Annotated in this window: 16 protein-coding genes and 3 tRNA genes; 14 read left to right on the forward strand and 5 right to left on the reverse strand. The window is 64.4% G+C overall.

Annotated features, from left to right (window positions below):
• Positions 1–105 precede the first annotated feature (105 nt).
• The 7 genes from clpX to fabV all read left to right on the forward strand — a co-directional run bounded on the left by clpX (position 106) and on the right by fabV (position 8,116).
• Entirely contained in the window at positions 106–1,401 is a 1,296-nt protein-coding gene (clpX, locus tag AB8808_RS07280; protein WP_369928033.1) for an ATP-dependent Clp protease ATP-binding subunit ClpX, read from the forward strand.
• A gap of 171 nt (positions 1,402–1,572) precedes the next feature.
• Entirely contained in the window at positions 1,573–4,080 is a 2,508-nt protein-coding gene (lon, locus tag AB8808_RS07285; protein WP_369928035.1) for an endopeptidase La, read from the forward strand.
• Positions 4,081–4,411: 331 nt separating this feature from the next.
• Positions 4,412–4,684: a non-specific DNA-binding protein Hbs gene (gene hbs / locus AB8808_RS07290; protein WP_036112061.1), complete on the forward strand. Its 273-nt coding sequence runs from the start codon at positions 4,412–4,414 to the stop codon at positions 4,682–4,684.
• Positions 4,685–4,700: 16 nt separating this feature from the next.
• Positions 4,701–4,775, forward strand: a tRNA-Val gene (locus AB8808_RS07295).
• A gap of 9 nt (positions 4,776–4,784) precedes the next feature.
• Positions 4,785–4,861, forward strand: a tRNA-Asp gene (locus tag AB8808_RS07300).
• Positions 4,862–4,947: 86 nt separating this feature from the next.
• A complete protein-coding gene (locus tag AB8808_RS07305) occupies positions 4,948–6,858 on the forward strand; it encodes a SurA N-terminal domain-containing protein (protein WP_369928038.1) in 1,911 nt (636 codons plus the stop codon).
• A gap of 52 nt (positions 6,859–6,910) precedes the next feature.
• Positions 6,911–8,116 carry an enoyl-ACP reductase FabV gene (gene fabV / locus AB8808_RS07310; protein WP_369928040.1) on the forward strand — a complete coding sequence of 402 codons (1,206 nt, stop codon included), beginning with the start codon at positions 6,911–6,913 and terminating at the stop codon, positions 8,114–8,116.
• Between the two features lie 48 nt (positions 8,117–8,164).
• On the opposite strand, the gene AB8808_RS07315 is transcribed toward fabV, so the two are convergent.
• Both AB8808_RS07315 and gloB read right to left on the reverse strand, forming a co-directional pair.
• Positions 8,165–9,403, reverse strand: coding sequence for a transglycosylase SLT domain-containing protein (locus AB8808_RS07315; protein ID WP_369928042.1), 1,239 nt, complete (start codon positions 9,401–9,403; stop codon positions 8,165–8,167).
• On the reverse strand, positions 9,400–10,167 hold the full coding sequence (gene gloB, locus AB8808_RS07320; RefSeq protein ID WP_369928045.1) for a hydroxyacylglutathione hydrolase: 768 nt from the start codon (positions 10,165–10,167) through the stop codon (positions 9,400–9,402). The genes AB8808_RS07315 and gloB overlap by 4 nt, the downstream gene beginning before the upstream one ends.
• 162 nt (positions 10,168–10,329) lie before the next feature.
• Here gloB and AB8808_RS07325 point away from each other — a divergent pair, with 162 nt between their 5' ends.
• From AB8808_RS07325 to dnaQ, 3 genes are read left to right on the forward strand one after another with little or no spacing between them, the layout of a single operon-like run.
• Positions 10,330–11,022 carry a methyltransferase domain-containing protein gene (locus tag AB8808_RS07325; protein WP_369928047.1) on the forward strand — a complete coding sequence of 231 codons (693 nt, stop codon included), beginning with the start codon at positions 10,330–10,332 and terminating at the stop codon, positions 11,020–11,022.
• 5 nt (positions 11,023–11,027) lie between these two features.
• The gene (gene rnhA, locus AB8808_RS07330; protein ID WP_285400985.1) at positions 11,028–11,498 is read left to right on the forward strand and encodes a ribonuclease HI; all 471 of its coding nucleotides are present in this window, start codon (positions 11,028–11,030) and stop codon (positions 11,496–11,498) included.
• Positions 11,495–12,220 carry a DNA polymerase III subunit epsilon gene (dnaQ, locus tag AB8808_RS07335; protein WP_354516446.1) on the forward strand — a complete coding sequence of 242 codons (726 nt, stop codon included), beginning with the start codon at positions 11,495–11,497 and terminating at the stop codon, positions 12,218–12,220. Before rnhA ends, dnaQ begins: the two co-directional genes overlap by 4 nt.
• Before the next feature lie 24 nt (positions 12,221–12,244).
• Here dnaQ and AB8808_RS07340 read toward each other — a convergent pair whose 3' ends face one another.
• Positions 12,245–12,949, reverse strand: a complete 705-nt coding sequence (locus tag AB8808_RS07340; RefSeq protein ID WP_285400981.1) for a PP2C family protein-serine/threonine phosphatase — start codon at positions 12,947–12,949, stop codon at positions 12,245–12,247.
• 144 nt (positions 12,950–13,093) lie between these two features.
• On the opposite strand from AB8808_RS07340, the gene AB8808_RS07345 reads away from it, so the two are divergent.
• Positions 13,094–13,183 (forward strand) — tRNA-Ser (locus AB8808_RS07345).
• A 91-nt stretch (positions 13,184–13,274) separates the two neighbouring features.
• Here the strand turns inward: AB8808_RS07345 and AB8808_RS07350 are convergent.
• Positions 13,275–14,660 carry an MFS transporter gene (locus AB8808_RS07350; protein ID WP_369928051.1) on the reverse strand — a complete coding sequence of 462 codons (1,386 nt, stop codon included), beginning with the start codon at positions 14,658–14,660 and terminating at the stop codon, positions 13,275–13,277.
• Between the two features lie 325 nt (positions 14,661–14,985).
• Here AB8808_RS07350 and AB8808_RS07355 point away from each other — a divergent pair, with 325 nt between their 5' ends.
• Both AB8808_RS07355 and AB8808_RS07360 read left to right on the forward strand, forming a co-directional pair.
• A complete protein-coding gene (locus tag AB8808_RS07355) occupies positions 14,986–15,534 on the forward strand; it encodes a hypothetical protein (protein WP_369928053.1) in 549 nt (182 codons plus the stop codon).
• Between the two features lie 258 nt (positions 15,535–15,792).
• Positions 15,793–16,431, forward strand: coding sequence for a hypothetical protein (locus tag AB8808_RS07360; RefSeq protein WP_369928055.1), 639 nt, complete (start codon positions 15,793–15,795; stop codon positions 16,429–16,431).
• A 53-nt stretch (positions 16,432–16,484) separates the two neighbouring features.
• On the opposite strand, the gene AB8808_RS07365 is transcribed toward AB8808_RS07360, so the two are convergent.
• Positions 16,485–18,440: a WD40 repeat domain-containing protein gene (locus AB8808_RS07365; protein WP_369928057.1), complete on the reverse strand. Its 1,956-nt coding sequence runs from the start codon at positions 18,438–18,440 to the stop codon at positions 16,485–16,487.
• A 76-nt stretch (positions 18,441–18,516) separates the two neighbouring features.
• Between AB8808_RS07365 and AB8808_RS07370 the strand changes: the two genes are divergently transcribed.
• Positions 18,517–19,524 carry a hypothetical protein gene (locus AB8808_RS07370; RefSeq protein WP_369928059.1) on the forward strand — a complete coding sequence of 336 codons (1,008 nt, stop codon included), beginning with the start codon at positions 18,517–18,519 and terminating at the stop codon, positions 19,522–19,524.
• Positions 19,525–19,537: the final 13 nt, after the last annotated feature.

Raw genomic sequence — 19,537 nt, forward strand, 5'->3', positions numbered from 1 at the left:
TTTGAACGTACACGCTTGTGAAAACCGGCACTTCGCCCCTGATTCAAGGGGCGGAGCGCTGTGCTATTCTCAAAGCGCACCTGGATTATCAGTAGGGCCCAAAGCATGAGCGACGAGCGGCAAAGCCGTTCCAACGACGGCGGAAAGATTCTTTATTGCTCCTTCTGCGGCAAGAGCCAGCATGAAGTGCGCAAGTTGATCGCCGGCCCCAGCGTGTTCATCTGCGACGAATGCGTTGAGCTGTGCAACGACATCATTCGCGAGGAACTCGAAGAGAAGGCGGCCTCTGGCCGTACCCAACTTCCCAAGCCGCGCGAGATCATGGAAGCGCTCGACCAGTACGTGGTCGGGCAGACGCGCGCCAAGAAAGCCTTGTCGGTGGCGGTATACAACCACTACAAGCGCATCGAATCGCGCCAGAAGAACGACGATGTCGAACTGAGCAAGTCCAATATCCTGTTGATCGGTCCGACCGGTTCGGGCAAGACGCTGCTGGCTGAAACGCTGGCGCGCCTGCTCAACGTGCCGTTCACCATCGCGGATGCCACCACGCTGACCGAAGCCGGTTACGTGGGTGAGGATGTCGAGAACATCATCCAGAAGTTGCTGCAGAAGTGCGATTACGACGTCGAGAAGGCGCAGAGCGGCATCGTCTACATCGACGAAATCGACAAGATCTCGCGCAAGAGCGAGAACCCGTCGATTACCCGCGACGTCTCCGGCGAAGGCGTGCAGCAGGCGCTGCTCAAGCTGATCGAGGGCACGCTCGCCTCGGTGCCGCCGCAGGGTGGCCGCAAGCATCCGCAGCAGGAATTCCTGCAGGTCGATACGCGCAACATCCTGTTCATCTGCGGCGGCGCGTTCGCGGGGCTGGACAAGGTGATCCAGCAGCGTTCCGAGACCACGGGCATCGGCTTCAAGGCCGAGGTCCGCTCCAAGGAGCGCACGGAAAACGTCGGCAAGACGCTGTCGGAAGTCGAGCCGGCCGATCTGGTCCGTTTCGGCCTGATTCCCGAGTTCGTCGGGCGCCTGCCGGTCGTGGCCACGCTGGACGAGCTCGACGAGGCTGCCCTGGTGCAGATCCTCACCGAGCCGAAGAACGCGGTCACCAAGCAGTTCCGCAAGCTGTTCGACATGGAAGGCGCCGAGCTGGAATTCCGCCCGGAGGCCCTGGTCGCCATCGCCCGTCGCGCGCTCAAGCGCAAGACAGGCGCACGCGGGCTGAGAACCATTCTCGAACAGGTGCTGCTCGACACGATGTTCGAGATCCCCTCGCTGGAGCATGTCAGCAAGGTGGTGGTCGACGACGCCGTGATCGACGGACAGGCGGAGCCCTACCTGATCTACCGCGGCAACCTGCAACAGCAGCGGATCGCGGGCGAGGGCGGCGACGCGGCCTGATCTCACCGGCATCGCGAGCGCTACCGCGGCCCCGGCGTCCATGACGTCGGGGCCGTTTTCTTTCGTGGTTCCGCTCTTGATCGTTCCTTCGCGAACCACCACTTGACGTGTATGGCGGCTCCGGCGCAGTGTCGGGGCGAGCCCAAAAACCCTGAGGGAAAACCCAAGCACATGGCGAAGAATCGCAACCAGACCACGAGCGGATCCGAGCTGGACCTACTGCCGGTCCTGCCCCTGCGTGACGTCGTCGTCTATCCGCACATGGTCATCCCGCTGTTCGTGGGGCGCGACAAGTCCATGCGTGCGCTGGAGCGGGCGATGGAAGGCGAGCGGCAGATCCTGCTGGTCGCCCAGAAGAGCCCCGACATCGACGACCCGTCGATCGACGACCTGCACCAGGTCGGCACGCTGGCGGGCGTCCTGCAGCTGCTGAAACTGCCCGATGGCACCGTCAAGGTGCTGGTCGAAGGCCAGTCGCGTGTGCAGATCGAGGCGTTCGAGGACGAGGCCGGCATGATGAGCGGCCGCTCGCGCGTCATCGAGCCGGTGTACAGCAAGAACGAACGGGAACTCGACGTCGTCTCGCGTTCGCTGGTGTCGCTGTTCGAACAACTGGTGAAGCAGAGCCGCAAGCTGCCGCCGGAGATCCTGGCTACGCTCTCGGGCATCGACGATCCGTCGCGCCTGGCCGACTCCATCGCCGCGCACCTCTCCGTGCGCATGGGCGACAAGCAGCGCGTGCTCGAAACGTCCGACGTAGGTGAGCGGCTGGAACTGCTCATCGGTCTCGTGGACGGCGAGATGGACCTGCAGCAGGTGGAAAAACGCATCCGCGGCCGCGTGAAGTCGCAGATGGAGAAGAGCCAGCGCGAGTACTACCTCAACGAACAGATGAAGGCCATCCAGAAGGAACTGGGCGAGGGCGAAGAGGGCACCAACGAGATCGAGGAGCTGCAAAAGAAGATCGACGCCGCCGGCATGCCCAAGGCCGTGCTCGCCAAGGCGCGTCAGGAGTTCAACAAGCTCAAGCAGATGTCGCCGATGTCCGCCGAGGCCACCGTGGTGCGCAACTACCTCGACTGGGTGGTGGGCGTGCCGTGGAAGAAGCGCAGCAAGGTGCTCAAGGACCTGGCGCTCGCGCAGGAAACCCTCGACGCCGACCACTTCGGCCTGGAGAAGGTAAAGGAGCGCATCCTCGAGTACCTCGCGGTGCAGCAGCGCGTCAACACGATGAAGGGCCCGATCCTGTGCCTGGTCGGTCCGCCCGGCGTGGGCAAGACCTCGCTCGGCCAGTCCATCGCCAAGGCCACCAACCGAAAGTTCGTGCGCATGAGCCTGGGTGGCGTGCGCGACGAGGCCGAGATTCGTGGTCATCGCCGCACCTACATCGGTTCGATGCCGGGCCGCATCGTGCAGAACCTCAACAAGGTTGGCACGAAGAACCCGCTGTTCGTCCTGGACGAGATCGACAAGATGTCGATGGATTTCCGCGGCGATCCGTCGTCCGCCTTGCTGGAAGTACTGGACCCGGAGCAGAACAACGCCTTCAACGACCATTACCTGGAAGTCGATCTCGACCTCTCCGAGGTGATGTGGATCGCCACGGCCAATTCGCTGAACATCCCCGGCCCGCTGCTCGACCGCATGGAAGTCATCCGTATCCCGGGTTACACCGAGGACGAGAAGCTCAACATCGCGCAGAAGTACCTGCTGCCCAAGCAGCTGAAGGCCAACGGCCTGAAGGTCGAGGAACTGGGCATCGACGAAAGCGCCCTGCGTGACATCGTGCGCTATTACACGCGTGAGTCCGGCGTGCGTAACCTCGAGCGCGAGATCTCCAAGATCTGCCGCAAGGTGGTCAAGGAAATCGCCCTGGGCACCGTGCCGGCCAAAGCCAAGGCCAAGGTCAAGGCAGCGGGCAAGGCGGCGAAGGGCAAGGTGCTCGCACCCGATCTGGTCCGCGTGGACGGTGACAACCTCGACCATTACCTTGGCGTGCGCCGGTTCGATTTCGGTCGCGCGGAGCAGCAGAACGAAGTGGGTCTGGTCACGGGCCTGGCGTGGACGCAGGTCGGCGGCGACCTGCTCAGCATCGAGGCATCCGTGGTGCCCGGCAAGGGCCGCCTGGTCCACACCGGTCAGCTGGGCGACGTGATGAAGGAATCGATCCAGGCGGCGCTGAGCGTGGTGCGTGCCCGCGTGGCCGGACTGGGCATCGAGCCGGACTTCCACGAGAAGCTGGACATCCATATCCACGTGCCCGAAGGCGCCACGCCGAAGGACGGCCCCAGCGCGGGTATCGCGATGGGTACGGCGCTGGTCTCGGCACTCACCAAGGTGCCCGTGCGTTCCGACGTGGCCATGACCGGCGAGATCACCCTGCGGGGTCGCGTGCTGCCCATCGGTGGCCTGAAGGAGAAGCTGCTCGCGGCACATCGCGGCGGCATCAAGACGGTCATCATTCCGGAAGAGAACAAGAAAGACCTGGTCGATCTGCCGGAGAACATCACCAGCTCGCTCGACATCCATGCGGTCAAATGGATCGACCAAGTGCTCGACCTCGCGCTGGAACGGCCGATCGGGCCGAGCAAGAAGGGCGACGGCGATGCCGGTGTGGATCTGCCGCCCGCCACCGGTCGCAAGGGCAAAGGCAAGGGCTCGCCCGCGCTGACGCACTGAGCCGTTCAACGTCGTCGAACCTCCGGGGGCGCGGGTCACCGCGCCCCTTTCGTTTTCGTCGTCCTGTCACGATCGACTCGCGATAATCGTTTTCGTTGCGACGCGCAAGTCTCCGGATAGCATGCATATGCGCTGAAAGCGTTGGTATTGCTCGTATTGCGGTGGGGGGAGGGCACTGGTATAAAGTCCGCTCCGCCATCGTCCGCGCCGCAAGGGCGCCATGTATCGCGGGGTTGCTGAGTCATGCCACACGGTGAGATTCGGAACCTGACGTCTTCTCACCAAGGATCGCCGTCCGGCGGTTCGAATTACCTTTGAAAGGAGTTACCTGATGAATAAAACCGACCTGATCGCCGCTATTGCCGAAAAGGCTGAACTGTCGAAGGCCGACGCCGGCAAGGCGCTCGAGGGCCTGATCGAAGCGGTCAAGGACACCCTGAAGAAGGGTGAGGACGTGGCCCTCGTTGGCTTCGGCACCTTCAAGCTGCGCAGCCGCGCCGCTCGCACGGGCCGTAACCCGCGCACCAACGAAGAAATCAAGATTCCGGCGTCGAAGGTTCCTGCCTTCACGGCTGGCAAGGCGCTCAAGGATCACGTAAACTAAGTGGTCTTACCGGAGGGGGTGCTTAGCTCAGCGGTAGAGCGTCGCCTTTACACGGCGCTGGTCGGGGGTTCGATCCCCTCAGCACCCACCATCGGGAAGTGGAGTGGTAGTTCAGTCGGTTAGAATGCTGGCCTGTCACGCCGGAGGTCGCGGGTTCGAGTCCCGTCCACTCCGCCATTGTCTGCAGAGGCGCCCGTGTGGCGCCTTTGTTTTATCTACACGCCGGTCAGGATTGGCCCGGCGCATACCGTGCGAGTCGCATCATGCTGCAAGCCCTGCGTAACAAGATCCACGGCTGGCCCGCCGTCGTCGTCCTCGGCGTCTGCGTGTTCGCCGTCGCCTTCTTCGGTATCGAGTCGTACTTCGTGTCGCGCGTGGACACGTATGTCGCGAAGGTCGGTGACCACGAGATCTCGCAGCAGGAGTGGCAGGATCGCCTGAACGCGCTGCGCCAGCAGGCCGCGCAGGACCCGAATTCCCCCTTCACCGCCGCCGACCTCGAAAAACCCGAGCTCAAGCAGAAGGTGCTGGACGGCATGATCAGCCAGGCGCTGCTGCAGCAGGCCAACACCGAGCTGGGCCTCACCGTGTCGGACGCCGCCGTGCGCAGCGCCATCGGTACCGATCCCGGTTTCCAGGTCAACGGTCAGTTCAGCCCCGAGGCCTACCGCGCCATTCTCTCCATGCAGGGCATGAGCCCGGCGATGTACGAGGCCAAGATCCGCACCTCGCTCGCCACCCAGATGATCCCGGAAGCGATCTCCGCGACCACGCTGGTCACCGACGCCGACGTCGACAATTTCTTCCGCCTGCACGGGCAGCAGCGCGACCTGCGCTACGCCGTGCTGCCGCGTCCGTCGCTGACCGACACCAACGTGTCCGATACCGATATCGATGCCTTCTACAAGTCGCACATCGCCGACTACACCACGCCGGAACAGGTTTCGGTGCAGTACCTCGAAGTGAAGCAGGCCGACCTCAAGCCCGGCGCGCCCACCGATGCGCAGCTGCACGAGTACTACGACAAGAACAAGCAGCGTTACGCGCAGCCCGAGCAGCGCGAGGCGTCGCACATCCTCATCAACGTGCCCAAGAACGCCACCCCCGAGCAGCAGAAGGCCGCGCTCGACAAGGCGAAGAAGCTCGCCGCCGAAGCCACGCCGGACAACTTCGCCAAGCTGGCCGCCGAGAACTCGGACGATATGGGTTCCAAGCGCAGCGGTGGCGACCTGGGCTGGCTGGAGAAGGGCGTGGCCAATGCCGCGTTCGATACGGCCATGTTCGGCCTGAAGAAGGGCGAGATCACCAGGGAGCCCGTGCTGTCGCCGGAAGAGGGCTATCACATCATCTGGGTGCGCGATGCGCGCGAGGGCGATGCCAAGCCGTTTGCCGACGTGCGTGCACAGCTGGCCGCCGACTGGTCCAAGGGCGAGGACGAGCGCCTCTACAACGAGCGTGCCGGTCAGCTGGCCGACCTGGCCGAGCGCAATCCCGGCTCGCTCGAGCCCGCCGCGAAGGAACTGGGCATCGAGATCAAGACCACGCCGATGTTCGGTCGCAACGGCGGCGAAGGCGTTGCCGCCGATCCGAAGTTCGTCGCCGCGGCGTTCAGCGACGACGTGGTGAACCAGGGCAACAACTCCTCGCTGGTGCAGGTGCAGAAGGGCGATGCCGTCGTCATGCACCTGGACAAGCATGCCGCTGCGGCACCCAAGGCCCTGGCCGATGTCACGCCGGCGATTCGCCAGCGTATTCTCGACGAGCGCGTGGACGCCGCCGCGAAGAAGCAGTCCGACGACCTCGCCGCGCAGCTGAGCAAGGGCGGCGACGTGGCCGCGCTGGTCAAGGCGCCGGTGCAGACGCTGACGGGCGTGGAGCGCAGCAAGCTCGCCGGCGTCAAGGATGCGCCGCCCGCCGTGTTGCAGCGTGCGTTCTCGCTGCCGCATCCGGTGGATGGCAAGGGTAACTGGAGCGCCTTGCCTGTCGGCAACGGCACGTATGCGCTGGTCACCGTGGACAAGGTGACCGACGGCGATCCGGCCAAGGTAGAGAAAGCCCAGCGCGTTGCGCTGCGCGGCCAGATGATCGATGCGATGGCGCAGGCCGCCACCCTCGAGTACATCCAGGCGCTCAAGGCTCGTGGCGAGATCAAGGTCGCCAACGACCGGCTCTGATCGCTATCTCGCGTATTACAATGGTGGCCTTGTCGCGTCGAAGGAACCACCCGTGATCATCCAACCCAAGGTTCGTGGCTTCATCTGCACCACCGCTCATCCGGTCGGCTGCGCGAAGAACGTGGAAGAACAAATCGCCATCACCCGTGCCAGCGGTGTCTTCGCAGAAGGTCCGAAGCGGGTGCTGGTGATCGGCGCCTCCACCGGCTACGGCCTGGCATCGCGCATCACCGCCGCGTTCGGGCAGGGTGCGGCCACGCTGGGCGTGTTCTTCGAAAAGCCGTCCAGCGAGAGCAAGACCGGCACCGCCGGCTGGTACAACTCCGCCGCCTTCGACACGCTCGCACGCCAGGCCGGGCTGTACAGCCGCTCGGTCAACGGCGATGCCTTCGCCGACGAGACCCGCGCCAAGGTCATCGAACTGATCAAGGCGGAGATGGGCGGCACGATCGATCTGGTCGTGTATTCGCTGGCCTCGCCCGTGCGCAAGCTGCCCAAGACCGGCGAAGTGGTGCGCTCCGCACTGAAGACCATCGGCGAGACGTTCACCGCATCGTCCGTGGATACCAACAAGGATGCCGTGATCCAGGCATCCGTCGAGCCGGCCACGGAGCAGGAAATCCAGGACACCGTGACCGTCATGGGCGGTGAAGATTGGTCACTGTGGATCGAAGCACTGAGCGAGGCCGGCGTGCTCGCCGAGCATGCCACCACCATCGCGTACAGCTACGTCGGCACGGAAATCACCTGGCCGATCTACTGGCACGGCACGCTCGGCCAGGCCAAGCAGCACCTTGATCGCACCGCGAAGGACCTGACCAGCCGTTACGCATCCCGTGGCCTGCGTGCTTACGTCGGCGTGATGAAATCGGTGGTCACCCAGGCCAGCTCGGCCATTCCCGTGATTCCGCTCTACGTGTCCATGGTCTTCAAGATCATGAAGACCAAGGGCATCCACGAAGGCACCATCGAGCAGATCAACCGGCTCTTCCACGAGCGGCTGTATCGTGCGGACGGCCAGGCGCCGGCCACGGACGCCGAGGGCCGCGTGCGCCTGGACGACTGGGAGCTGCGCGAGGACGTGCAGAACGAGTGCAAGGCGCTGTGGCCGAACGTCACCACGGAAAACCTGCGCGAGGTCACCGACTACGCCGGCTACAAGCACGACTTCATCAAGCTGTTCGGTTTCGAGGCGGAGGGCGTGGATTACGCCGCCGACGTCGCGCCGGATGTGCAGTGGGATGTGGTGCAGGTCTGATAGAGCCGGGCGCCACCTCACCTCGAAGGGTGGCGCCCGTGATGTCGCTCAGCGCGCCGTGAGGCGCAGCAACTGACCGGGTTTTACGGCCTGCGTCCGCAGGTCGTTCCACTTCATCAGCTGCTCCACGCTGACCTGGTGGCGACGGGCGATCGTCCATAACGACTCGCCGCTATCCACCTTGTGGATCGCCACGTCGGTTTTCGCGGTCTTTTTCTTCTTTGCCTTGTCGTGGCTGCCGGCCTTGCCCTTGGCCACCGCCGCCGACGAGGTGTCGTTGTCGTCGGTGTCATCCGACGCCGGGGCGTCAGTCACATCGGCCAGCGTGGCGACCGGTCCCAGTCGATATTGATCGGCTGCCGACTTCGGCAGCAGCAGCGTCGCGGACACCGTGCCCTTCGTGGTGCGGTAGGCCGGATTGAGGTCGCGCAGGTCGGTCATCGACAGGCCCGACTGCTTCGCCGCCTGCGACAGCGACTGCGGATTGGCTACCTGCACCACCTGCAACGCGTCCTGGTGATCCTGCTTCGGTAACTGCACGTTGAAGCGCGCCGGGTCGCGCACGATGCACGCGATCGCCATCAGCTTGACCAGGTGTTCCTTCGTGTTGGCCTTCATCGGCACGTCCGGCAGGCCCTGGTCGTCGGACGGACCGCCGTGCCTGTCGATGGTTTTCTTCAGGCCGAACTCGCCCGCGTTGTAGGCCACGTCCACCAGGCGCCAGTCGCCCAGGTCGTCGTAGTAGCGGCGCATCATCGTCATCACCGAATCCGTGGACTTGGTGATGTCCAGGCGCTCGTCGTAGTTCTTGTCCACGCGCAGGCCGAGCGTATGCGCCGTCTGCGGCATGATCTGCCACATGCCTGCGGGGCGGTTCTTCGCGCCGGGCACATGGCGGTATTGGCTTTCTACCCAGGGCAGCAGGGCGAACTCGCCGGCCACGCTGTGCTGCATGGCGGACTTGTGTGCATAGACGATCAGCGGCAACACCTCGTTGACCTGCTGCTCGAAACGGTTCGGCATCTTCGTGTAGGTGCGCGCCCAGGCCATGACCTGGGGGTCCGCTTCGCAGCCGGGCATGGCGAAGCTGTCGCGCATGCTCGCCCAGAAATCGGCGGGTGGCGCCGGACGCAGCAGCTTCGGCGCCATCGTCACGTCCTCCACGGGCGCCGTCTGCGGCGGGACCGCCACGGGCGCCGTGGGCACGCGCGGCGTCATGCCGGTGGCGCAGGCGGTCAGCAGGAACGGTAGGAGGGAAGGTAACAACCGCCGGCGGAGTGTGGTCATGCGCTGAAGCTGTCCTTGGCTCGGCGCAGCGCGGCGAACCGCTCCGTCCGCGTGGCGTGGGCCTCGCCTTGCGCCTGGGCCCAGCGGGCTACGGCCTCGCTGTCCACACGCAGGAAAGGGTTGGCGGCGTACTCGTCGGCGAGGCGGCTCGGCACGCTGGGCCGGCCCTCCTCGCGCAAGCGCGCCACCTCGTCACGACGGAGGCGCAGGGCGTGGTTGTCCGGGTCCACCGTGAGGGCGAAGCGGATGTTCGACGCGGTGTATTCGTGCGCGCAACAGACCAGGGTCTCGGGCGGCAGGTCGGCGAAGGTATCCAGCGAGGCCAGCATCTGCTCCGGCGTGCCTTCGAACAGGCGGCCGCAGCCGATGCTGAAAAGCGTGTCGCCGCAGAACAGGAAGCCTTCGCCGAAGTAGGCCACGTGCGTGCGCGTGTGGCCCGGCACGGCCATCACCTTGAAGGTGGCGCGCGGCGCCTCCAGCGTGATGACGTCGCCGTCTTCGACGAAATGGTTTTTCGGCTGGATGCGCGGATCGGCCGTGGCGTAGACCTCGACGTCGTGATCGCGCACGAGGTCGGACACACCGCCGATGTGGTCGTTGTGGTGGTGCGTCAGCAGGATGGCCCGCAGCTGCCAGCCATGCTCGCGAAGCGCGGCTTCGACGGGGGCGGCTTCACCGGGATCCACGACGAAAGCCTGGCCCTCGTCGTCGGCGACCAGCCAGATGTAGTTGTCGCTCAAAGCCGCGACGGCAACCCAATGCATCGGGCGAACTCCGTGACGTGGATCGGGCGCGAACACCCAGGAATGGCCGCTTTGCGCCTGGGGCGCGGGGCGGGGACGCCGGAATATATCAGCCGTCTCGTACCTGCTCGTTAGCCGTTCGTTAACTCCTGCGCCGCGCCAGCAGCCGTTACACTTCATCCCATGGCCGCTTTCGCCCCCGATATCTACGTGACGCCCCAGGTCCGCAAGCTGCTGGCGGACGAGGCGGCGGTGCTCGCGCCGCTGCTCGCGCGCTGCACGGGCGACCACGGCCTGCACCTGACCACATCCGCCCAGGCCGAGCCCCCGGCCATCCCCTTGCTGGGCCACTGGGCCACCGTTCGTGTCGCCGGGGCCACCCTGGGCGGCGACATCCGCGCCAGTGGCCTGGAGGCCCTGCCGTTCGCCGATGAGGCATTCGGGGTGGTGCTGTTGCGGCACGCCCTGGAGACCACCGCGCGGCAGGACAACCTGCTGGACGAGGCCATCCGCGTCCTGGCGCCGGGCGGCATGCTGGCGATCACCGGCATCCATCCCTTCGGCCTGTGGTCGCCATGGGTGGCCCGCCAGAGTCGGGCGCCGCGGCCACGTCTCACCTGGCCGTGGTGGTGGAGCCAGCGCCTGGTCCGCGACGAATTCGAGCTGTCGATGCCGCGCCGCGTCGGCAGTGCGTGGCCCCGGGTGGGCGGCGCGTCCGGCCCGGGATCCCTGGTGGGCGGCGGTTATTTCCTCGTGGCGCGCAAAAAGCGTCCGTCGGCGGTACCCTTGCGCCCCCACATGGTGGCCGTGCCGGCGCCGATCCCCGGCACGCTGGCCTCCGGTGCCCGCCGTAACGCCCGTGAACCCCTAAGCTGAGCCGCATGACCGATACCTCTACAGATACCGATACCGTCGAAGTCTTCACCGATGGCGCCTGCCTGGGCAATCCCGGCCCGGGTGGCTGGGCGGCGCTGCTGCGCGCCAAGGGCATCGAGAAGATGCTCGCCGGCGGCGAACGCGACACCACGAACAACCGCATGGAGATGATGGGTGCCATCTCCGCACTGGAGGCGCTGACCCGTCGCTGCAAGGTGCACCTCATGACCGATTCGAAATACGTCATGCAGGGCGTGCAGGAGTGGGTGCCCAAGTGGCGCCGCAACGGCTGGAAAACCGCCGACAAGAAACCGGTGAAGAACCAGGACCTGTGGATTCGCCTCGATGCCGCCGCCGCCGCGCACACCGTCACCTGGGAATGGGTGAAGGGCCACAATGGCCACGTGGAAAACGAGCGCGTGGACGTGGCCGCGCGCGACCAGGCCATTCTCTACAAGGAGGGCAAGGTGGCATGAGGCAGATCGTTCTCGATACCGAAACCACGGGCCTGGAAGCCCATCTCGGCCATCGCCTGGTGGAAATCGGCGCCGTCGAGATGATCGGCCGCCGTCCCACGGGCCGGAACTTCCACACCTACCTCAATCCCGAGCGCGCCATCGACGAGGAAGCGAGCAAGGTCACCGGCATCAAGGACGAGGACCTGGTCGACCAGCCGCTGTTCCGCGACAAGGTGGACGAGTTCCTGGCCTTCATCCGTGGCGCCGAACTGATCATCCACAACGCGGCGTTCGACGTCGGCTTCATCGATGCCGAGCTGAAGCGCCTGGGGCCGGAGTACGGCAAGACCACCGACCACGCCAGTGTGCTGGATACGCTGGCCATGGCGCGCGCGATGTACCCCGGCCAGCGCAACAGCCTGGATGCGTTGTGCAAGCGGCTGGGCGTGGACAACACCAAGCGCGACCTCCACGGCGGCCTGCTGGATGCCCAACTGCTGGCCGAGGTCTATATCGGCATGACGTCGGGCCAGGTCGTGCTCGACCTCGCATTCGATGCGTCGAAAGACCACGAGCGCACCGACGTGCTGGGGGAGATCGTCATCACCCGTCGTCCCGTGGTGCGGCGTGCCACGGATGAAGAACTGGCCCTGCACACGGCGCGTCTGGATGCCTTGGACAAGGCCGCCGGCGGGAAGAGCGTCTGGCGCGCCGTCGAAGCCGACAGCACGATCCACTGAAGCCGATCCACTGAGCCCGTCGGGCTAGCTCGCGGCGCGCAGCAGGATGGCGGTGATGTTGTCGCGGCCGGTGCCGGAGACGGCCTCGAGCAGCAGATGGTCCACGGCCTCCTGGGCGGCGATATCCGTGCGTGCCACGATCTCGCCGATGCGCGCGTCCGCCACCTCGTCGGTGAGCCCGTCGGTGCACAGCAACAGCCGCGCACCCGAGGTGAGCTGGCCCTTGGCCAGGCCGATATGCAACTGGTCGGGCGCGGTAATGCCCAGCGCCTGGGTGAGCACGTTGCGCTGGGGATGTGCCCGCGCCTGCGCTTCGGTCAGTTCGCCGGCCTCGACCAAGGCCTCCACGATGGAGTGGTCGTGCGACAGGCGCTCCAGCGCCCCATCCCAGCGGTAGATGCGACTGTCGCCCACCCAGGCTGCCTCGTAAGCACGCCCGATGATCCGCACGGCGGCGATGGTGGTGCCCATGGGACGCGACTCCGGCAGGCCGACGGAACGGGCGATCAGCGCCTCGTTGACCCGCTGCACGGCATCCACCAGCGACTGCCCGGCCGACACCTGGGCCACCACGCCGTCGCGGGCCGTAGCCGAAGCCACCTCGCCATGCCGATGGCCGCCCATGCCGTCCACGACCAGGAACAGGCCCAGCCCGGCGTCGGCGTAATAGGTGTCCTCGTTGCGCGTACGGCGCAACCCGGTATGCGTGCCGTGTCCGAACTCGATCATGGGTGCCTTGGTGAGCGAAAGGAGAGGGCGCCAGGCCCCGGTTTCCCGAGCAGGATGCCGCATGAAAAGGCGGTTGTCACGGCAAGAAAGAGCCACTATCATTGAGGGCCCGGCAGAGCGAAAGCCCTGCCGTCGACCGTTCACGGAGAGGTGGCAGAGTGGTCGAATGTACCTGACTCGAAATCAGGCGTTGGTGAAAGCCAACCGTGGGTTCGAATCCCACCCTCTCCGCCAGTTCACAGAAAAGCCCGCCAAAAGCGGGTTTTTTTGTGGGCGGAGAAAAAGAGCCTCGGGTCACAAATCGGGATGTCGACAGCGACAATAGCTACTGGGAAATCGCTTCGAGCGGGATGCCAAGGGTGCGTCGTCCCATCAGGCCGATAACCAGGATCACGACCGCCATCGCGCCCGCGATAAGCACGAACACGCCGACCGTGCCGAATTGCCCAAGGACCGCGGCGATCAGGAAAGCCGTGAAAATCCCCGAGAAGCGGCTCCACGAATATACGAAGCCGACGGCGCGCGCGCGGATGCTCGTCGGGAAAAGCTCGGACTGATACGCGTGATAGCTGTACGACATGATGTTGTTGGCGAGCGTCAGGCAGATACCGAGGCTCACGAGCAGCACCGCCCCGGCCGCCTGGCTGAACCACAGGCCGCAGACGATGCTTGCCGCGGCCATCAGCACGATGACCGTTTTTCGTTCGAAACGGTCGGCGACGAACAGACCGATCAACGGTCCGACCGGCGCGGCGAGCGCGATCAGCGTCGAGTACATCAGGCTCGTCGTGACGGTGATGCCCTGTTTGACCAGCAGCGTCGGCACCCAGTTGGCGAAGCCATAGAACCCGATGGTCTGGAACACGTTGAAGGTCGCCAGCATCAGCGTGCGACGCCGGTACGGCGTGACCCACAGATCGGCGAAACGCCCCTGCGCACGTACCGGCAAGGCGGGTGCGGGCGGAGGCAAGGGATACCCTGCCTCCGCTTCGACCTTTGCTTCGAGCGTGCGCATGACACGGTCTGCTTCGTCGAATCGCCCTTGCTGCGCGAGCCATCGGGGGCTCTCCGGTAAGGCCCGGCGAATCCACCAGACGAACAGCGCACCATGCGCGCCGATCAGCACGACCCAACGCCAGCCGTCGATTCCGAACGGGGCACGCGGCACCAGCAGGTACGACAGGAAGGCGACCACAGGTACCGCAGTGAAGCCGATGGCTTGCTCGCAGGCGAACGCGCGGCCGCGAACGTGCTTCGGCACCAGTTCGCAGATATAGGTGCCGATCGTGACCAGCTCGACGCCGATTCCCACGCCCGCGATGAACCGCCAGAGATTGAGGCCGTAGGCGGTGTGCTGGAACGCCATCACGACATTCGCCAGCGTGTACCACAGCAACGAATAGGTGAAGATCGCGCGCCGCCCGAAACGGTCGGCGAGGAAACCGCACGCAAGGGTACCGACGAACAGCCCGGCAAACAGTGCGGCAATGAAACTCGCTACACCCGTGGTGCCGAACAGGCCTTGCGTCGTCGATGTCAGCAGGCCGCCTTTGACCAGTCCCGGCGCGACATACCCGGTGTAGAGAAGGTCGTACAGCTCGAAAAAGAAACCCAGGCTCAACAGCACCACCAGCTTCCAGATCGACCGCGTGGCCGGCAGGCGATCGAGCCGCGCGGAAATCGTGCCGGGATCGATGGCGGACGGCGTCATGATGTTTTCCTAGGCAGACCCATGAGCACGACCCGACCGATGATCAAATAAACGCCAAGCATGCCACGGCTCGGTTACAACCGAAGACGCCCCAACCAACAAAGGCATCGGGTACGCCCGGTTTCGGCACGAAAGGCCGGTAAATCGATAGGCTCACGCTCTTGTAAATGCAAGTCCAATCAATTTCTCCTATATTCACCTGCGTCGTATGATCTCGTCTTCGGTTGTTACTCGGTGCTGCGTGCATTTCACTCGCACTGCGTCCTAACGACCGCTCAAGCGCGGTCACGCCAGTGGCGCCCCAAGCTGCTTGAAGGAACCAAGAATGGAAGTAACAGGAGATATGACGGCCGGTGAATCCATTAGCGCCATGGCCTATATCAAGGGTCGAAGAGGCGTATCACCACGGCAGATGAAACTGGTCCTGTTGATCTGTATGTTGGTGATCGGCATCCCTGTCGGGGGATGGGTGTCGGGATCATGGACCGCGGCCGCGATGTCGGTCGAGTTCGCCTTCATTGGCGCTTGGGTGGGCTTGCTGATAATCCAAAGACTGGCCAGCTCTTCCATGCGGAAGGCTCTTGCTACGCGAGGTCAGGCATACGAGCAGCCGCTCACGCTTCGCTTAACCCCTGAGGCGCTAGTCTATGATTTGGGCGACCTGAAGATGACCGCCCATTGGCGTTGCGTCACGGATCTCTTTCAAACCCGCAAATACTGGGTGTTTCTGGTCCAGAGCAGCGCCATGGTCCTTCCTCGCCGCCTTTTCCCAACCTCCGAAGCCGAACAGAGATTTATTGCCGAGGCCATGTCGCGGATGACGGATGCGGCGCGTGCGAGAAGCCCGGATGCGGCCGTGCTGATCGGCAGTTAGCCCTTCAAGACCGGCCGTCTGGCAGCCGTCATGCGGTAGCGTGATCGAGGCGGTGAAGCCCTCGGCGCGTAACAGATCGCACACGCGCATCGGCTTACCCGCAATGGGAGTGCTAGTTTTACCAAGACATCGCCAAGCCGTTATGGCTATTCTTGCGGGCTCGATCTGATGACGTTGCGACGACGTACTTCGCGCGATAGATGTCATGGGACATACGTCCGGGACGTCCATGGCAAGTCGTTCGGGCTGAAAAATTTAATGGTCTGGTACAAGAGGGAATGGAAAAAGATGTTGAAGCATGTAGCTATGTTTTGCCTTTGTGCGGCAGGCGGTGCCTCGCTGTCGGCCGCTCACGCCGCCGATGCGCATCGGTCAGTCGATGCGCGCACGCTGGACGTGGCGGGCGTTAAAACCGGCATGGATTTCAACGAAGCACGCGCGGCGCTGATTGCGCATTTTCATGCTGCATCTTCCGATATCAAGCAAGATCCCTATCCGGGTGAAAATCCGGTCACTCATACAAAGCTGCCCAGTTACCTGTCCTACGAGAAAGACGGGGCCAAGGTGACGGTTCATTTTGAGGGCCGGGTACCGGTCGATAAGGCACGCCCTCTTGTCGTCTCGCAGATCGATTACGAGCTGCCCTGGTCCACGCAGAACTCTCAGGCCATGGCTAACGCGGCCTTGGAGAAATATGGTGTGCAGTCCAACGCACCCAATAAGTTGCCGATGCAATGGTGTGTTAATCCCAGTCGCAATGCGGGCATGGGATGCAGCGTGACCCCTCAGGCCGTGCTCACGCTCAGCCAGGTCCACATGACGCTAACCGACCCGGCCTGGTCCGATGCACGCATACAATTTATCGAAGCGTCGCATGCCAGCAAGCCGAGTTTCTGACGCGATAAACCGAGAGTCGGGCGACACGTCCCTGAACGTGACGCGAGGTGCCTTCACCCGTCGGAAGGCACGTCCCAGGCGACAAGTCCGTTCTCGCAGCGTCCCCACAGACGCTGCCCGGACGGGCTCCACTGGAGTTGCGTAAGCCCCCGGCATCCCGCAGCGTCCACTTGCAGCGTGAGCGAGCGGCCGCTATCCAGGTTCCATAGCACCGCAACGGTCTTGCCGGCACCGGGGCCAAGGGCCAGCCGGTGACCGTCGGGTGATCCGACCGCTGTTCCCAGTGAATCCTGCCCGGGCAAGGTCAGCGAGTAGCGCAGCTTGCCACTGGCGACGTCGACGACATGCACGCCGGGATGGCGCGTCTTCCCTTCCATCAGCACGAAGCCGACCGCGATCCAGCCGCCCTTGACGGAGCCGAAGGGCTCCGGTGTCCACTGCGCCATGCCAGTATCGTCGGTAGGGTCCACCTCGCCGAAGCGTCGCGGCAAGGTCACGACGCGCCGCACGCGGCCCGTCGTGACCTCGAGTTCGGTTAGCCCGTAGACGTCTTCGACCCATGTATCGGCCATCGCGCCGTCCCAGCGCACCGGCTTGATCTGGCCATTACCGCGCATGGAACCTTTCATCATGTCCTGGCGGGGTGAGGCAAAGCGCCTCGTGTACTGCCAGCGCGTACCCTCGGCGACCGGTGGCGCGACCGCTTGCCACACATCGAGCGTATCGCGGCCTGCGCGATAGTCGTGGCGGTACGTCAACGGCACGCCGTGGCCGTCAGGGAAGTAGCTCATGTAGCCGTCATCCGGCTCGATCGCTGTGTCGAACGCCATGGGATGCTTGACCAGCGACCCGGTCGTCGCGTCAAAACGCATGACGAGCCCATCGGCCGTCATATAAGCGGCTTGCCCGTTAGCGTCGCGCGACAACAGCCACTTGGTGAAAAATGTCGACGGGGTCCACAGCTCCCGCGGCTCGCCGCTGGCATGAGGCGACCAGTGCAGCAGCGCTTGCGGATAGCGGCGAACGAGCAAGACGCTGCCGTCGGCGAGCACCGCGAAGTCGTCCATGGCCTTGAACGACACGATCGCTTGCGCTTCGAGCACCTTGGCGTGGGTGTCCGGCGGCGTGAGCTTCGGTTCGGTCGGCGCAGGGCCGGGCGGGGAGGGGGCACGCCAGTGTTCTGCGTTCAAGCCGAGTTCCACGTCGGCGTGGGGCAGCGTGCTCAACGCGTCGAAGACCGGGCTGAACAGGTCCTCCGGCACGCTGCTGCGGTGCAGGCGCTTCGGCGGGCCCGGACTGAAAATGTTCAGACCGGCCGCATTGCGCATCTGGCCTATGACACCGCCCCCGGGATTCGGGTAGTCGTCATTCCGCGTCAGATGAACCGCCGTGGCGGGGTGGCCGAGCACAGCGTCGAGCTGCGTCACGTTGGCGATGGCGATACTGGTGCTGCGGCCCAGGGCACCGTGCGTACGTTCTGCGCTGCCGCTCCAGTACGCGAACGGTTCGGTCAACGGCGCCATGCGCTCACTGTCCGATCGAAAGCGTATGGTTCGCTCCATCCGGGTTATACGATCGGGAATCTCCGACGCCGCCAGCGCGCCATCGCTAACGTCCTGTTGCAGTTTGGGCAGGTCGAATCGGCGCACCAGGTCTTGCACGAGATCGGGGCGCCGCGTCAACAGCACATCGCCCCATGCGTCATCCATCCTGGATAACGGGTTCCGTCCGGCTTCCTCATGCAAGGGGCCCAGGGGCTTCAGTGCGGCGACCACCACCGGCAGGACCTGGTCAAACGGCAGGGCGACGATGATGTCCACTTCGTCGAGCCGTTGCCCGTCCTTCGCCAGTTGCGGCGACCGCAGCGCTTTGGGTAGCCCGCCGTCGATGTCCTCGGTAGCGCTTGGCACGATGGCCCAGCCCTGCGGCAGCGTGGTGGCGTTGCTGACACCGCTATAGCCGACTGCGGCGATCCATATCGCGTATTTCCGCAGACCTGAGGATTTCATGTGTTCCGCGTATTTCCCATGCGTGAATTATCCTGCGCTTTCTGTCGTGAGGTCTACAACAACATCCATGATCCCCATGAATATGCAGGCCATGCTGATCGGCTCCATGATCTTCATGGTGTCCCTGGTTTCGTTTGGGCTGTTGATCCTCTGCCTGCTGGCTTTCCTGATTCCGCGTTTCAGGCGCTACATGCTGGCACGGCGTCGGCGGTTCGGCGTGCTGGCCGTCGGCCTGGCAGTGGTCAGCGCGCCCTTCGTCACCATCGTGGCTGACGCGTGGCTTGATGAGCGCGCACACCATCCGCGTCTGGACCACGAGGAAGTGCTGGGCGAGCTGGTGCTACCGGCGGGCACGCAGGTCTATCTCGAATACCTGAAACCCTTCGACGACCTGAGCGGCGATCCCATCCCCTATGGCATGCAAAGCCTCAAGCTCGCCGAGTTCGATCGCGCGCCGGGAAACGTCATGGGGATGCGCGTGCGGCGTCTGGCGTTGTGGCAAGGCCACGGCAATGCGACGGTGGAGACGATGGCTGCGGCGGACGTGCAAGGCTGGCGATGCGAGCCAGGCAAGGTCGAGTTCCGTTTTCCCTCCGGTGCCCACTTCACCTTGTCAAAGTGGCGCCTGGAAAGCTGCATGCTGGCACCGGGCAGTACCCTCGGTGGCATCGTCTGGCCGGGACCTGTCAAGGTGTTTTCCACCAAGGACGATGAATGGGAGGCGACGTCTGACGATGCACCTGTCCGGCTTCTGGGCCTTGAACTGCGGCAGTTGAGTATGCGGTTGAAGAGTCCTCACGGCGAAGCGGTGAACTGGTCGGGTGTACTCGACCATACCTCCGACTTCGGGCCTATCCACTATGCCGCGGGCATCGAGGTACGCAGTTATCAGGGGCATCTGCTCTTTATCCCGCGGCCGGACATGCCGGCTATCGACAGGCGTACCAAGACGCCGATAGAGCATGACCATTCGGTGGAGCAGAGTGTAGCGGGGGAGGTGCTGGGCGTGCGTCCAAACCACGAGGTGGGTATACGTAACGCCGACGAGCTCTTGGTGCCAGACGAACTCGTGGTCCCCGATTGACCGTGCGACGCAG

Origin of the sequence: Xanthomonas sp. NCPPB 2632, assembly GCF_041228075.2 — a bacterium.
Taxonomy (GTDB): domain Bacteria; phylum Pseudomonadota; class Gammaproteobacteria; order Xanthomonadales; family Rhodanobacteraceae; genus Luteibacter.

Coding starts and splice junctions, on each gene's coding strand:
- AB8808_RS07340 (WP_285400981.1), bottom strand. CDS start 12,949: ATGATCGAGTTCGGACACGGCACGCATACCGGGTTGCGCCGTACGCGC.
- lon (WP_369928035.1), top strand. CDS start 1,573: ATGGCGAAGAATCGCAACCAGACCACGAGCGGATCCGAGCTGGACCTA.
- AB8808_RS07360 (WP_369928055.1), top strand. CDS start 15,793: ATGGTCTGGTACAAGAGGGAATGGAAAAAGATGTTGAAGCATGTAGCT.
- rnhA (WP_285400985.1), top strand. CDS start 11,028: ATGACCGATACCTCTACAGATACCGATACCGTCGAAGTCTTCACCGAT.
- gloB (WP_369928045.1), bottom strand. CDS start 10,167: ATGCATTGGGTTGCCGTCGCGGCTTTGAGCGACAACTACATCTGGCTG.
- AB8808_RS07315 (WP_369928042.1), bottom strand. CDS start 9,403: ATGACCACACTCCGCCGGCGGTTGTTACCTTCCCTCCTACCGTTCCTG.
- AB8808_RS07370 (WP_369928059.1), top strand. CDS start 18,517: ATGAATATGCAGGCCATGCTGATCGGCTCCATGATCTTCATGGTGTCC.
- clpX (WP_369928033.1), top strand. CDS start 106: ATGAGCGACGAGCGGCAAAGCCGTTCCAACGACGGCGGAAAGATTCTT.
- dnaQ (WP_354516446.1), top strand. CDS start 11,495: ATGAGGCAGATCGTTCTCGATACCGAAACCACGGGCCTGGAAGCCCAT.
- AB8808_RS07355 (WP_369928053.1), top strand. CDS start 14,986: ATGGAAGTAACAGGAGATATGACGGCCGGTGAATCCATTAGCGCCATG.
- hbs (WP_036112061.1), top strand. CDS start 4,412: ATGAATAAAACCGACCTGATCGCCGCTATTGCCGAAAAGGCTGAACTG.
- AB8808_RS07305 (WP_369928038.1), top strand. CDS start 4,948: ATGCTGCAAGCCCTGCGTAACAAGATCCACGGCTGGCCCGCCGTCGTC.
- AB8808_RS07325 (WP_369928047.1), top strand. CDS start 10,330: ATGGCCGCTTTCGCCCCCGATATCTACGTGACGCCCCAGGTCCGCAAG.
- AB8808_RS07350 (WP_369928051.1), bottom strand. CDS start 14,660: ATGACGCCGTCCGCCATCGATCCCGGCACGATTTCCGCGCGGCTCGAT.
- AB8808_RS07365 (WP_369928057.1), bottom strand. CDS start 18,440: ATGAAATCCTCAGGTCTGCGGAAATACGCGATATGGATCGCCGCAGTC.